This window comes from Rhizobacter sp. LjRoot28 (assembly GCF_964253025.1).
GTDB lineage: Bacteria > Pseudomonadota > Gammaproteobacteria > Burkholderiales > Burkholderiaceae_C > Rhizobacter.
The window spans coordinates 243,555-257,106 of the sequence record NZ_CAXUQC020000001.1 but is presented as its reverse complement, the minus strand read 5'-3'; the positions used below and the strand labels follow the sequence as shown (position 1 = coordinate 257,106).

Below are 13,552 nucleotides of genomic sequence, written 5' to 3'. Positions count from 1 at the left end.
CGGTTCCAGTGAAAGCGCTGCCCGGGTTGATCCCCGTCAATCCGGATGCGGCTGCGCGGGGAAACGGGGCGTGTCAGCGCCGGCGCTCGCGGGAGGGCACCCTGCTGGATGCCGGACCGCTGGCGCGGATGCGCGCCTGCCAGGTCTTGAATGCGCTGGGCGTCAGTTCGCGCTTCAGGAGTTGGACGACCTGTCCATGTGACAGGCCGTGGCTGCGCAGTACCGCCGGAAAGGGCGGACGGTCATCCCAGGCGACGGCAATGATGCGCTGGATCTCTTCAGGACTGAGGCGGGGAACCGGTTTGGCCATGGCGGATTGTGAGGCTGGAGGCGATGAAAGGGACGGACGGCCCGGCGGCGTGTTACTGTATGGAACCACAGTTCGCTCCGCACGCAAGCCCCATGAGCCACGAAGAACCCGACGCGCCCGTCCACCAACCCACCCTCTGGCAGGACGATGGCTGGACCGCACGCGTCATCAAGAACGAAGATGACGACGGCTGGGCTGTCTCGATGACCCAGGACGGCCAGGCCGAGCCCGCACTGGTGGGCCCGTGGACCATGGGCCGCGACAAGAAGAACCCCAAGCCGCTCGACGCGCCCGCCTTCTTCACGCTGGTGAAGACGGCATCCGAGGTGCTCCGTCGCCATGAGCAGCAGCGCCACGCGGCGCTGCACCGCGAGATCGAACTGGACACCGCCCAAGGCCGCATGAGGGTGACGCTCGACATCACGCCCGACGACGATCACCCGAGTGCCGTGCTTTCCGCTTTCGACGACGGCGGACAGACGCTGGCGCGCTTCACCGTTCCACCGGATTTCCGGCTGACCCGCGGCACCGCGGCGGGCTGGATCGAGGGTGGGCTGCGCCGGCCGGGCTAGGCGTTTCGGCGCGCCCAGGCGTCGGCGTCCTACTGACAACCGGACGCCAAGGCAGGATGATGGTGCTGCAACGGCCGCACCTGTGGCCGCCCCGATGGAGACTGCCATGCCGAATTCACCTGATCCGGACCTGACCCCACCCCCCAAGCCGCCGTCGGCCGACCGATCGACACCCGAGGCGCCCGTTGCGCCGGGAGGCGACGAACGTCATCCACCCGGCACAGGCACGCCCCTGCTCCACCGGCAGGCCCCCTCTTCGGGGCAAGGCGGCGCCAAGAAGGGTTGACGGGAGCGAACGCCGCAAGGCTCGTGTGGGTGCGATCGTGGCCCCGGGCCGCAGACGCGGCGGTGGCAGGCCGGTCCGGCCCGGTTCAGCCGCAGGCCCTCGCCCGACTGGCGACTGGCGACTGGCGACTGGCGACGGCCGACGGCCGACTGCCGACTGGCGACGTGCGATAGGCAACGAGCGAGGCGGGGAGCCGTCGCCGCACCTCGCCAAATGACCGCCGGGACGCACCCGTAGGCGCGAAGGGCGGCAGCATGCCGGCCACCGGCGCTCGGCGCGGGCGTGCCGGACCTCGCCCGGCGGCATTCAGCGGCGGGCTGGCAGCGGTTCAGTGGCGGCTGGACGCCGATTCAGCGACGCGAAGACGGGCCTGGGCCGCGGCCTTCGATGTGGCGGAACGTGATGCGACCCTTGCTCAGGTCGTAGGGCGAGAGCTCGAGCGACACGCGATCGCCGGCCAGGATGCGGATGTGGTGCTTGCGCATCTTGCCCGCGGTGTAGGCCACGAGCGTGTGGCCGTTCTCGAGCGTGACGCGGAACCGCGAATCGGGCAGCACGTCGTCGACCTTGCCATTCATTTCAATCAGATCTTCCTTGGACATGGGCGCTTTCGGAGTGAAGGTTGGGAGGAGTGTGGGAAGGGCGACCCGGTCACAGGGCCACGGCAGAGGGCTGCCGCAACGCGTCGGTGATCCAGGTGGTGGCCTGCTGGAGAGCGTACGCCAGGGCGTCGCCCTCGGAATCGAAGCGAGGAGCCAGGCGCACCACCCGGTCGGTGGAGGCGCTGCCCTGGCCGCGGCGGATGGACACGCTCGCGCTGAATGCCCCGTCATCGAGACGGCGCGACAGGGGCGAGAGACGGCAGCGGCCGTCGAGGAGAGGAAACGGATAGGACATCGATGAACCTGTGGCCGCGGCCAGGCCGCGGCAGAAATCGGGAGCGGACCGCCCGCGATCATGACGATCCTGCGTGACGGCTGCCGGCACGGGCCGGCAAAAGGCAGATGGGCCCCGGCGCACGGCAGCGGCGCTGGTAAGGGGCGGATCGTGAGGGTGGATTGGCGCCGTTCGGTCGACGCACCCCGCACGGGGGCAGGCAACGACGACCGGCTCTGCTGCCAGATACCAGGCTTCACGGGGAGGCGTGGGACGCCTGTGGAGGGTCGCTGCGATTTGAGGATTCTATCACCGGATGGCCAAGGATTGCAGGCGCTTCCCCGGCGCCCGGCACAAGGCCACGGTGCAGGCCGGTTCGGCAGCGTTTCCACCCGCCGCGGCAGGCACCGCCCCGGTACACTTCGGTCCTTCTCGCCGCCCGTGCACCGCCGGGTGCGCTCGCTCCCGCTCCCGCTACACAGCCACTGGACGCATACCATGTACCGCTGTTTCATCGCCGTGGCCGCTGTTGCCGCCACCACCCTCGCCGCGCCGGCCTGGGCCCAGGTCGCACGCCAGTTCCCGGAAAACGCCCTGCGCGGCATCATCGCCTTCGGCCAGCCCCCGGTGATCGCGCTCAACGGCAAACCGACACGGCTCGCCCCGGGTTCGCGGATCCGCGGAGACAACAACCTCCTCGTCATGTCGGGTGAACTGATCGACAAGAAGGCCGTGGTCCACTACACCCTCGACGCCTCGGGCCTCGTGCGGGACGTGTGGATCCTGCGCACCGAGGAAGCCCGCGTCCGCCCCTGGCCCACCTCCGTCGAGGAGGCGCAGGCCTGGCGCTTCGACCCCGCCGCCCAGACCTGGTCGAAGCCATGAGCGATACCCGCCAGGCCGGCGGCGCCTCCAAGAAGGTCTTCATCAAGACCTTCGGCTGCCAGATGAACGAATACGACTCGGACAAGATGTCCGACGTGATGCGGGCGGCCGAAGGCTACGAGCCGACGAACGACCCGGAGCAGGCGGACCTGATCCTCTTCAACACCTGCTCGGTGCGTGAAAAGGCGCAGGAGAAGGTCTTCAGCGACCTCGGCCGCGTGAAGCACCTGAAGGAGCGCGGGGTCCTGATCGGCGTCGGCGGATGCGTCGCGAGCCAGGAAGGCGCCGCCATCATTCAGCGTGCGCCCTATGTCGACGTGGTGTTCGGTCCGCAGACGCTGCACCGCCTGCCCGAGATGCTGGCCCGCCGACAGTCCCAGAGGCGCCCGCAGGTCGACATCAGCTTCCCCGAGATCGAGAAGTTCGACCACCTGCCGCCCGCTCGCGTCGAAGGCGCGAGTGCCTTCGTGTCCATCATGGAGGGTTGCTCCAAGTACTGCAGCTACTGTGTCGTGCCGTACACCCGCGGTGAAGAGGTGTCGCGCCCCTTCGACGACGTGCTGGTCGAGGTGGCGGGGCTGGCCGACCAGGGCGTGAAGGAAGTGACGCTGCTGGGGCAGAACGTCAACGCCTACCGCGGCCCGATGGGCGGTACGGGCGAGATCGCCGACTTCGCGCTGCTGATCGAGTACGTGGCCGAGATTCCCGGTATCGAGCGCATCCGCTACACCACGAGCCACCCCAACGAATTCTCGCAGCGCCTCATCGAGGTGTACGAGCGGGTGCCGCAGCTCGTGAACCACCTGCACCTGCCGGTGCAGCATGGCAGCGACCGCATCCTGATGGCGATGAAACGCGGCTACACGGCGCTCGAGTACAAGAGCACCATCCGCAAGCTGCGGGCGGTGCGGCCGAACCTCGCGCTCTCGAGCGACTTCATCGTCGGCTTCCCCGGCGAAACCGACGACGACTTCGCCCGCATGATGAAGCTCATCGACGACGTCGGCTACGACGCCTCGTTCAGCTTCATCTTCAGCAAGCGACCCGGCACGCCGGCCGCCTCGCTCGAGGACGACACGCCGCACGAGACCAAGCTTGCGCGCCTGCAGGTGCTGCAGGCCCGCATCGAGGAGAACGTCGAGCGGATCAGCCGCGCCATGGTGGGTTCCACGCAACGGCTGCTGGTCGAAGGGCCGTCTCGCCGGGACGCCGGGGAGCTGATGGGGCGCACGGAGTGCAACCGCATCGTCAACTTCAAGGCGCCGCCGAGGCTCATCGGCCAGATGATCGACGTCACCATCACTGCCGCCTACGCCCACTCGCTGCGCGCCGAGGTGCCGATCACCGACGGTGCACTGACCCCGACGGCGAGCTGAACCTGCCGGCCGGCGCTCAAGTCGAGCGCCCGGCGGCCGATAGCCCGAGGGAGGTCCGTGCCGCGGGCCCGCACGGAGCGATGTGAACCTCGACCCGCAGACCCTGTTCTTCTCGCTGATGATCAACGTGACGCTGATGAGCGTCGCGCTGACCCTCGGCGTTCGCTGGGACTCGCGCTCCGGCATCCGGGCGTGGAATGTCGCGCTGGTGCTCCAGGCCCTGGCGTGGGCGGCGCTGATTGCCTCCTACCGCGCCTGGCCCCGGTCGCTCGCCACCGTCGGGGTGGCCTGCATGGTGACCGGGTTCGGCTTCGTGCACGTGGCCGCCAAGGCGTACCTGCACGAACCGGTCTCCCGAGCCTGGGCCTGGGGGCTGCCTGCCGTCGTGACCCTGCTGCACTGGCTGCTCTTCGGCGACTACGTCGCGCGCATCGCCATCACCAATGCCGGGCTGTCGCTGCAAATGCTGTGGCTGGCCGTCGTGCTGCTGCGGCCCCGCCCGACCTCCACGTCGTGGCGGTGGCGCTGGCTGGCCGGCGTGGCGTTGGCGAGCTCGGGACTGATGGTGCTGGGGCGCTTCGTGCTCGTCGTCGGATGGCCGGAGGCATACCCCCGTTTTGACGCGGCCCACTGGATCAACACCCTCGGCCTGATCATCAACAACGCCAACCTGACCGTCGGCACGCTGGCCTTCCTGCTGGCGCACCGTGACGAGGCCGAACGCGAGTTGCAGCGCCTGGCCACGACCGACGGACTCACCGGGGTGCTGAACCGACGCCAGTGGCTCGCGGCCGGACTGGATCACCTCAGGCTGGCCGAACGCCACGGGCAGCCCCTGACCGTGATGATGCTCGACCTCGATCACTTCAAGCGCATCAACGACAACCAGGGCCATGCCGCCGGCGACAGGGCGCTCGTCCAGTTTTCCCGCGCCTTGCAGCACGTGCTGCGCGGCCCGGACCTGGTCGGCCGGTACGGCGGCGAGGAGTTCTGCGTGCTGCTGCCCCAGTCGGGCCTGGACGCCGCCGAGGCCGTGGACCGTCGTCTGCGTGAACTCGTGGCCCGCGAGGTGGTGCCGACGCTCGGGTTTCCCCTCACGTTCAGCGCCGGCGTGGCGCTGCGGGACGCCGGCGACGCGTCACTCGAGCGCCTGATGGCGTCCGCCGACGAGGCGCTCTACCGCGCCAAGGCGGCAGGCCGCAACCGCCTCGAACGCGCGGTCAGCCGGGACGCCGGCCGAACGCCGCCCACCCCAGGCTGACGGCGCAGGCGACGACCATGGCCGCATAGGTGACCATCTTGCCGTCGCGCCCGGTCCAGAGGAGGCCGGCCAGCAGCGCGGCGGCGCTTCCCGCCACGGCCCAGGCCGCCAGACGGGACCAACCCACCGAGCGCAACTCCTTCCACCACAGCAGCTTGGTGGCGGACGCGGCCAGCACGCCGACGGCCAGTGCCGGCGCAAAGAAGTTCAACAGGTGCCAAAGACCGTCGAGCACGCCCACGGGAACTCCTCAAAAGGGTGGGGCGCTTGTCGCGCCGGGCATTTGACGGTCATCATGTGGCCGTCCGATGCAGATTTTATAATTCGCCTCATGAGCGTCTTCGCCCTCGGCCTGAACCACACCACCGCCCCCCTGGACCTCCGGGGACGGTTCGCGTTCTCGCTGGAGCAGCTGGCCCCGACGCTGCAAGCCTTTCGCCAGCGCCTGAGCGCCGCGCCGGGCGCGCCCGAGGTCGCCCTGCTGTCCACCTGCAACCGCACGGAACTCTACTGCGCGGCCGAGCCGGCACTCGTGCAGCCGGCGGTCGACTGGCTCGCCGGCTTCGGCGGCGTCGCCCCGCACCAGCTGATGGACCATTCCTATGTACTGCAGGGCGAGGCGGCGGCACGCCACGCCTTCCGCGTGGCCAGCGGACTCGACTCCATGGTGCTCGGGGAACCGCAGATCCTCGGGCAGATGAAGCAGGCCGTCCGCGAGGCCGACACCGCGGGCACCCTCGGTACGACGCTGCACCAGATGTTCCAGCGCTCCTTCGCCGTGGCGAAGGACGTGCGCACCTCCACGGAGATCGGGTCGCACTCGATCAGCATGGCCGCTGCCGCCGTGCGGCTGTCGTCCCAGCTGTTCGAGGACCTGACCGAAGCCAAGGTGCTGTTCGTCGGCGCGGGCGAGATGATCGAGCTCGTCGCCACCCACTTCGCGGCCCGGCAGCCCAAGGCGATGGCCGTGGCGAACCGCACGCTCGAGCGCGGCGAGAAGCTGGCCGGACGACTGGGCGCCGAGGCCATCCGCATGGCCGACCTGCCCGCCCGGCTCGGCGAGTTCGACGCCGTGGTGTCGTGCACCGCGAGTTCAGTGCCCATCATCGGCCTGGGCGCCGTCGAGCGCGCCCTCAAGGCCCGCCGGCATCGCCCCATGTTCATGGTCGACCTGGCCGTGCCCCGTGACATCGAGCCCGAGGTGGCGCGCCTGTCCGACGTCTATCTCTACACCGTCGACGACCTCTCGGCCCTGGTGCAGACGGCCGGCGAGAAACGCCAGGCCGCCGTGGAGCAGGCCGAGGCCATCATCGATGCCGGCGTGCAGAGCTTCGTGCATTGGCTGGGCCAGCGCGGCACCGTTCCGCTGATCCAGGCCCTGAACGCACAGGCAGACCGCTGGCGCGCCGGCGAGATCGCCCGCGCCCGCAAGCTGTTGGCCAAGGGCGAGGACATCGAGTCCGTGCTGGAAGCCATGTCGCGCAGCCTGACCCAGAAGATGCTGCACGGTACGCTGGCCGAGTTGCACGCCGCCGATGGCGACCATCGCGTGCAGCTGGCCCATACCGTGTCTCGCCTGTTCCTGCGCGGCAGTCCCCGCGACCCCGCCGAAGAAACCCGTTAGCGGCGCTCCTCCGCCTTCCCGGTGCGCAGCGGCCCTCGAGGCCCCGCCCGGCGTCCCTGCATTTCTGGAGCCCCGCATGAAAGCCGCCCTTCGCCAGCAGTTCGAGCGCCTCGGCCTGCGCCTGACCGAACTCGATGCCACCCTGGCCGACCCGTCCGTCGTTGCCGACATGAACCGCTTCCGCGCGCTGACCCGCGAGCATGCGGAGGTGGCCGGCGTCTGTGAACGCTTCAGGCATTACGAACAACGCGAGCGCGACCTGGCCGCCGCCCGCGAGATGCTCGCCGACCCGGACATGGCCGAGATGGCGGCCGAGGAAATCGCCTCGGCCGAGGCGGACCTGCCGCGGCTGCACCTCGCGCTGCAGACCGCCCTCCTCCCGCGCGACCCGGACGACGCACGCAACGCGTTCGTGGAAATCCGGGCCGGCACCGGGGGCGACGAATCCGCGCTCTTCGCCGCCGACCTGCTCCGGATGTACCTGCGCTACGCCGAGCGCCAAGGGTGGCGCACGGAGATCATGTCCGAAAGCACCTCGGACCTGGGCGGTTACAAGGAAGTGGTGCTGCGGGTCGAGGGCGATGATGTCTACGCGCGATTGCGCTTCGAGTCGGGCGGCCACCGGGTGCAGCGGGTGCCGGCCACCGAAACGCAGGGCCGCATCCATACCAGCGCCTGCACGGTGGCGGTGATGCCGGAGGCGGACGAGGCGGATGAGGTCAAGCTCAATCCGGCCGAGCTGCGCATCGACACCTTCCGGGCAAGCGGCGCCGGCGGCCAGCACGTCAACAAGACCGACAGCGCCATCCGCATCACCCACCTGCCCACCGGCATCGTGGCCGAGTGCCAGGACGACCGCTCACAGCACCGCAACAAGGCCAAGGCCATGGCCGTGCTCGCGGCACGCCTGCGCGAGAAGGACCGCAGCGAGCGCGCGGCGGCCGTCGCGGCCACGCGCAAGAACCTGATCGGCAGCGGCGACCGCAGCGACCGCATCCGCACCTACAACTTCCCCCAGGGCCGCCTCACCGATCACCGGATCAACCTCACCCTCTACAAGCTCGGCGCCGTCATGGAGGGAGACCTCGACGACGTGCTGGCGGCGTTGCAGGCGGAGCGTGCCGCGCAGCAGCTGGCCGAACTCGAAGGGCGAGGCGCATGAGCACGGTCGCGGAGGCCTTGCGCGCCGCGGCAGCGGCCGGGATCGACCGCTTCGACGCCCAATGCCTGCTGGGCCACGTGCTCGATCGGCCCCGCAGCTGGCTGTTCGCCCATGACGACCATTTGCTCTCCGCGGATGAGCGCGCCCGCTTCGGCAGCCTGAGCACCCGACGGGCGGCCGGCGAACCGGTGGCGTACCTGCTGGGGGAGAAGGAATTCCACGGACTGACGCTCGAGGTGTCGCCGGCGGTGCTGGTGCCGCGGCCGGACACCGAGACGCTCGTCGAATGGGCGCTGGACCTGCTGGCCCGCCGCGACGGCGAGGCACCGGCCGAGGTGCTGGACCTGGGCACGGGGAGCGGTGCCATCGCCCTGGCCATCCGACGCGGCGCGACCGGCGCCGCCCGGGTCGTTGCGACGGACCTCAGCCCGGCGGCCCTGGCCGTGGCGCGGCGCAATGCGGCGAACCTGCGCCTGGACGTGGAGTTCATCGAAGGCCCCTGGTGGCAACCGCTCGCCGGGCGCCGCTTCACGCTGGTGGTCAGCAACCCGCCCTACATCGCCGGCGACGACCCGCACCTGGCGGCACTGACCCACGAGCCGCGCCTGGCGCTGACCCCCGAAGGCGACGGGCTGCAGGCGATCCGCGACATCGTGGCCGGCGCGCCCGAGCACCTGGCGCCTGGCGGCTGGCTCCTGTTCGAGCATGGGCACGACCAGGCCGACGCAGTGGCGGCGTTGCTGCAAGACCACGGCTTCATCGACGTGAGTACCCGCCACGATCTGGCGGGGCATGGCCGCTGCACCGGCGGCCGTCGACCCTAGGGTTCAGGGGGTCGGACGGCCGGATTTCAGGCCGTTCGCGGTTCGGTTTTGCCCGCCAATCACCGGCAGGACGCAGTCAGTGACACACGGTCGGAATCTTCCGGCGTAGCATTCCACTCAAGGGGCCGGTTCCACCCGAAACGGTTGCCTGAAGCGAATCTCCACAAGAAGACGTTCCGGGAACGACCATGCGCCACGCCTTGTCCCTCGCCGCCTCGTGCGCACTCTGCACCGTGTGCGGGCTGTCACCGGTCCGCGCCGAGACACCGCCCTCGCAAGCCCTGGCTTCCCTGCCGGCCGCCTCGGCGGCCGACGCGGGTTCCAGCAGCAGCCTCTTCGACCTGAGCTGGAACCGCGTCCAGGGGCGTCTCGCCTTCTCCACCCACTCCACCCCGCTGCGCAGCCGGCCGGACGACAACGACCACGCATTCGCCCTGTCGGGCTTGAGCGTGATGGGCGACTACTACCTGCGCCCCACGCCGAACGCATACAGCCTGAGCGGCCTTCGGGCCACCGGCGGCTTCGTCTTCGGCCCGCGCACGTCCCTGTGGGGCATGTCCGGCGGTTCGCGTGCGCTGAGCATCGACCAGCGCAGCGGCGGCTACGACCCCACCGGCAGCGCCGCCCACAACGACCCGATGAGCACGAGCACCTACCTCGGCATCGGCTACAGCGGCGCGCGACGCAGCTGGGGCTTCTCGGCCGACGTGGGCATCATGTCCACCAACCCGGGCTCCATCGGGCGCGTGGGCCGCGCGGTGAACGGCTCGCGCAGCTTCGACGAGGTCGTGCGCGACCTTCGCCTGTCGCCGGTGCTGCAGTTCGGTTTCTCCTACGAGTTCTGATCCGCCGCAAAGGGCAGCACCCCCGCCAAGCCCCCGGCCGCCATGGCGGGGCCGCGATGCCTTATCCTTGTCGGTCCGACACGTTTTCAACCGGTTCGACCGGCTTCAGACCATGAGCGACACCCAACAACGCATCGACGAACTCGTCAAAGGCAACCGCGTCGTGCTTTTCATGAAGGGCACCGCGCAGTTCCCGATGTGCGGCTTCTCCGGCCGTGCCGTGCAGATCCTGAAGGCCTGCGGCGTGTCCGACCTCACCACCGTGAACGTCCTCGACGACGCGGAAGTGCGCCAGGGCATCAAGGAATACGCCAACTGGCCCACCATCCCGCAGCTCTATGTCGACGGCGAATTCGTCGGCGGCTCGGACATCATGATGGAGATGTACGAGGCGGGCGAACTGCAGCAGGTCCTGGGCAGCAAGGCCGCCTGAGCGCCGCATGACCGACCCGCGCGCCCGCGTCGTGGTGGGCATCACCGGCGCGACGGGCGCCGTGTACGGCGTGCGCCTGCTTGAGCGGCTTCGCGCCGCCGGACGCGAGACGCACCTCGTCGTGAGCCCCGCCGGGGTGCTCAACGTGCACCACGAACTGGGGCTGGACCGCACCGCCCTGGAAGGCCTCGCCCACACCGCGTACCACCCGGGCGACGTCGGGGCTGCCATTGCCAGCGGCTCGTTCGCCACGGCCGCGATGGTGATCGCCCCCTGCTCCATGAAGACGCTCGCCGCGGTGGCCCACGGCCTGTCCGACAACCTGCTGAGCCGGGCTGCGGATGTCACCCTCAAGGAACGGCGACGCCTGGTGCTGATGGTGCGTGAGACGCCCTTCAACCTGGCTCACCTGCGCAACATGACGGCCGTCACCGAAATGGGCGGCATCGTGTTCCCACCTCTGCCCGCCTTCTACCACCGGCCGACGAGCATCGAGGCGATGGTCGACGAAACCGTCGAGCGCGTGCTCGAGCTGCTGGGCGTGGCGTCCGCCGCCCCCACGGCCTGGACCGGCCTCTGAACTTGCGCCGGAGCCCCTACGCGGGCTTCCATTCCCACGCCTTCCTCGCCCCGAACACGAGGTTGGGGTACTGCGGCTTGCCCCGGCTGCCGTTGTAGCGGCCGAGCGCCATGTACATGTCGCCGCGCTCGCGGTCGAGGTAGTGGCGCAGGATGACGCAGCCGAAGCGAAGGTTGGTCTGCATGTGGAACAGTCGGGCCGGTTCGCCGTCGCCGATCAGGCGCGTCCAGAACGGCATGACCTGGGTGTAGCCCCGGGCGCCAGCAATGCTGATGGCGTACTTGCGAAAGCCGCTCTCCACCTGGATCAACCCGAGCAGCAACGCCGGCTCGAGGCCGGCCCGCTTCGACTCGTAGTACACCGTCTCGAGGAACTCGATGCGGGTCACGTTCTCGGACTTGCGCTTCTTGAGCCGGTTGCTCATCTCGCCCAGCCAGCGCAGGTAGACGATGCGGTCCTGAACGTTGTCGAAGGTCGGCTTGGGCGGTGCGTTGTTGGCGATGGCTGCGGACAGCACCGACCGCACAGAGTCGGCCAGCGGCTCCTCCGCCTGGCGGCCCGCATGGGCCACGTCGGGCAGGAGCCCGGCACAGGGCATGGCCACCGCCGACAAGGCCAACCGCCGCCGGGTGATGCCCGGGGCGGCCGTGAACAGCCCGCTCATCGGCCCAGTCGGGCCTTCACGAAGGCCACGATGTCTGCCAGGGGCACGTTGGTGGCCGCAGGGTCACGACGGCCCTGGTACTCGACCTGCCCTTCCTTGAGCCCGCGGTCTCCCAGCACCACCCGATTCGGAACACCCACCAGCTCCCAGTCGGCGAACATGGCACCGGGGCGCTCACCCCGGTTGTCCAGCATGACGTCGATGCCGAGCGCCTGCAGTTCATCATGCAGGCGGTCGGCGGCGGCCTGGACCTCCGGCGAACGGTCATAGCTGATCGGGCAGAGCACGACCTCGAACGGCGCCATCGATGCCGGCCAGATGATGCCGCGCTCGTCGTGGTTCTGCTCGATGGCAGCACCGAGGATGCGGGTGACGCCGATGCCGTAGCAGCCCATCTCCATCAGCTGCGGCTTGCCCTGCTCGTCGAGGTAGGTCGCATTGAGCGGCTTGGAATACACGGTGCCAAGGTTGAACACATGGCCGACCTCGATGCCGCGCTGGATGGCCAGCGCCCCCTTGCCGTCCGGCGACGGGTCGCCCTCAACGACATTGCGGATGTCGGCGACCAGGTCGGGCTCGGGCAGGTCGCGGCCCCAGTTGAGGCCGGTGAGGTGGAAGCCGGCTTCGTTGGCGCCCGAGATGAAGTCGCTCATGTTGGCGACCGTGCGGTCGGCCACCACCTTGACGGGCGCCTTGAGCCCGACCGGGCCCAGGTAACCCGGCTTGCAGCCGAAGTGCTGCTCGATCTCGGCCGTGGTCGCGAAGCGGAAGCCGCCGTTCAGGCCCGGCACCTTGCCGGCCTTCACTTCATTGAGGTCGTGGTCGCCACGCACCAGCAGCAGCCAGACGGTGGTGCCGGCGGCGTCGCCCTTCTCGGTCTTGTCGTCGGTCGCGAGGACGAGTGACTTCACGGTCCGCTCCAGGGGCACGGCCAGCAGTTCCGCCACGTCGGCGCAGGTGCTCTTGCCGGGCGTGGCCACTTTCTCCATGGCGGCCGTCGCGGCCGCGCGCTGGGCGAGCAGGGGCAGGGCCTCGGCCAGTTCGATGTTGGCCGCGTAGTCGGACTGCGGGCAGTAGACGAGCGCGTCTTCGCCGGTGTCGGCGATCACCTGGAACTCGTGCGACAGCGCGCCCCCGATCGCGCCGGTGTCGGCCGCCACGGCGCGGTAGGTCAGACCCAGGCGCTCGAAGATGCGGCAGTAGGCCGTGTACATGGCCTCGTAGCTCTTGATCGCCGCCTCGGGGTTGCGATCGAAGGAGTAGGCGTCCTTCATCGTGAACTCGCGGCCCCGCATTACGCCGAAGCGCGGGCGACGCTCATCACGGAACTTGGTCTGGATGTGGAAGAAGTTCTTGGGCAGCTGGCGGTAGCTGCGCAGTTCCTGGCGGGCGATGTCGGTGATGACCTCCTCGCTCGTCGGCTGGATGATGAAGTCACGGTCGTGGCGGTCCTTCACCCGCAGCATCTCCGGGCCCATCTTGTCCCAGCGGCCGGACTCCTGCCACAGCTCGGCCGGCTGCACGACCGGCATGAGGAGCTCCACCGCACCGGCCCGCGTCATCTCCTCGCGGATGATGTTCTCGACCTTGCGGATGACACGCAGGCCCATCGGCATGTAGCTGTAGATGCCGGCGCCCAGCCGCTTGATGTAGCCCGCCCGCATCATCAGCTTCTGGCTGACGACCTCGGCTTCTGCGGGCGCTTCCTTCAGGGTGGAGATGAAAAACTGGGACGCTTTCATGGGCAGGTCGCGGGGGTGATCATGGGTTCGGTGGAGGCACGGCGCTCCGTGCGGAGCGGGGTTATGCGGGGTTGATTCCCGTCATACCGGTGCAATAATGATTTCAACTAGA

General features: G+C 69.4%; 16 protein-coding genes. 10 read left to right on the top strand and 6 right to left on the bottom strand.

Annotated elements, in window-relative coordinates:
- Positions 1-73: 73 nt before the first annotated feature.
- On the bottom strand, positions 74-310 hold the full coding sequence (locus tag ACSQ2F_RS01230) for a DUF2805 domain-containing protein (protein WP_436018958.1): 237 nt from the start codon (positions 308-310) through the stop codon (positions 74-76).
- A 92-nt stretch (positions 311-402) separates the two neighbouring features.
- Between ACSQ2F_RS01230 and ACSQ2F_RS01225 the strand changes: the two genes are divergently transcribed.
- Entirely contained in the window at positions 403-882 is a 480-nt protein-coding gene (locus tag ACSQ2F_RS01225; protein ID WP_436018956.1) for a hypothetical protein, read from the top strand.
- Positions 883-1,518: 636 nt separating this feature from the next.
- Here ACSQ2F_RS01225 and infA read toward each other — a convergent pair.
- Entirely contained in the window at positions 1,519-1,770 is a 252-nt protein-coding gene (gene infA / locus ACSQ2F_RS01220; RefSeq protein ID WP_436018954.1) for a translation initiation factor IF-1, read from the bottom strand.
- Positions 1,771-1,819: 49 nt separating this feature from the next.
- Positions 1,820-2,065, bottom strand: a complete 246-nt coding sequence (locus ACSQ2F_RS01215) for a hypothetical protein (RefSeq protein WP_436018952.1) — start codon at positions 2,063-2,065, stop codon at positions 1,820-1,822.
- Between the two features lie 477 nt (positions 2,066-2,542).
- Between ACSQ2F_RS01215 and ACSQ2F_RS01210 the strand changes: the two genes are divergently transcribed.
- The 3 genes from ACSQ2F_RS01210 (at position 2,543) to ACSQ2F_RS01200 (ending at position 5,566) form a co-directional block, all read left to right on the top strand.
- Positions 2,543-2,929, top strand: a complete 387-nt coding sequence (locus tag ACSQ2F_RS01210) for a hypothetical protein (RefSeq protein ID WP_436018950.1) — start codon at positions 2,543-2,545, stop codon at positions 2,927-2,929.
- Positions 2,926-4,305 (top strand): tRNA (N6-isopentenyl adenosine(37)-C2)-methylthiotransferase MiaB, encoded by a 1,380-nt coding sequence (gene miaB, locus ACSQ2F_RS01205; protein ID WP_436018948.1) that lies wholly within the window; start codon positions 2,926-2,928, stop codon positions 4,303-4,305. The genes ACSQ2F_RS01210 and miaB overlap by 4 nt, the downstream gene beginning before the upstream one ends.
- A gap of 82 nt (positions 4,306-4,387) precedes the next feature.
- The gene (locus ACSQ2F_RS01200; protein WP_436018946.1) at positions 4,388-5,566 is read left to right on the top strand and encodes a GGDEF domain-containing protein; all 1,179 of its coding nucleotides are present in this window, start codon (positions 4,388-4,390) and stop codon (positions 5,564-5,566) included.
- Here the strand turns inward: ACSQ2F_RS01200 and ACSQ2F_RS01195 are convergent.
- Complete coding sequence (locus ACSQ2F_RS01195; RefSeq protein ID WP_436018944.1) at positions 5,526-5,807, bottom strand: hypothetical protein; 282 nt, start codon at positions 5,805-5,807, stop codon at positions 5,526-5,528. The two genes, ACSQ2F_RS01200 and ACSQ2F_RS01195, sit on opposite strands and share 41 nt — an antisense overlap.
- Positions 5,808-5,897: 90 nt before the next feature.
- Here ACSQ2F_RS01195 and hemA point away from each other — a divergent pair, with 90 nt between their 5' ends.
- From hemA to ACSQ2F_RS01165, 6 genes are all read left to right on the top strand, one after another.
- Entirely contained in the window at positions 5,898-7,190 is a 1,293-nt protein-coding gene (gene hemA, locus ACSQ2F_RS01190; RefSeq protein WP_436018942.1) for a glutamyl-tRNA reductase, read from the top strand.
- A gap of 76 nt (positions 7,191-7,266) precedes the next feature.
- The gene (prfA, locus tag ACSQ2F_RS01185) at positions 7,267-8,352 is read left to right on the top strand and encodes a peptide chain release factor 1 (RefSeq protein WP_436018940.1); all 1,086 of its coding nucleotides are present in this window, start codon (positions 7,267-7,269) and stop codon (positions 8,350-8,352) included.
- Positions 8,349-9,176, top strand: coding sequence for a peptide chain release factor N(5)-glutamine methyltransferase (gene prmC, locus ACSQ2F_RS01180; protein ID WP_436018938.1), 828 nt, complete (start codon positions 8,349-8,351; stop codon positions 9,174-9,176). The genes prfA and prmC overlap by 4 nt, the downstream gene beginning before the upstream one ends.
- A 188-nt stretch (positions 9,177-9,364) precedes the next feature.
- Positions 9,365-10,021, top strand: coding sequence for a hypothetical protein (locus ACSQ2F_RS01175; RefSeq protein WP_436018936.1), 657 nt, complete (start codon positions 9,365-9,367; stop codon positions 10,019-10,021).
- A 112-nt stretch (positions 10,022-10,133) separates the two neighbouring features.
- Positions 10,134-10,454: a Grx4 family monothiol glutaredoxin gene (gene grxD, locus ACSQ2F_RS01170; RefSeq protein ID WP_436018934.1), complete on the top strand. Its 321-nt coding sequence runs from the start codon at positions 10,134-10,136 to the stop codon at positions 10,452-10,454.
- A gap of 7 nt (positions 10,455-10,461) precedes the next feature.
- A complete protein-coding gene (locus ACSQ2F_RS01165) occupies positions 10,462-11,034 on the top strand; it encodes a UbiX family flavin prenyltransferase (RefSeq protein WP_436018932.1) in 573 nt (190 codons plus the stop codon).
- Between the two features lie 16 nt (positions 11,035-11,050).
- On the opposite strand, the gene ACSQ2F_RS01160 is transcribed toward ACSQ2F_RS01165, so the two are convergent.
- A complete protein-coding gene (locus ACSQ2F_RS01160) occupies positions 11,051-11,698 on the bottom strand; it encodes a lytic transglycosylase domain-containing protein (protein ID WP_436018930.1) in 648 nt (215 codons plus the stop codon).
- Positions 11,695-13,440, bottom strand: coding sequence for a proline--tRNA ligase (locus ACSQ2F_RS01155; RefSeq protein WP_436018928.1), 1,746 nt, complete (start codon positions 13,438-13,440; stop codon positions 11,695-11,697). The genes ACSQ2F_RS01160 and ACSQ2F_RS01155 overlap by 4 nt, the downstream gene beginning before the upstream one ends.
- Between the last annotated feature and the right edge of the window lie 112 nt (positions 13,441-13,552).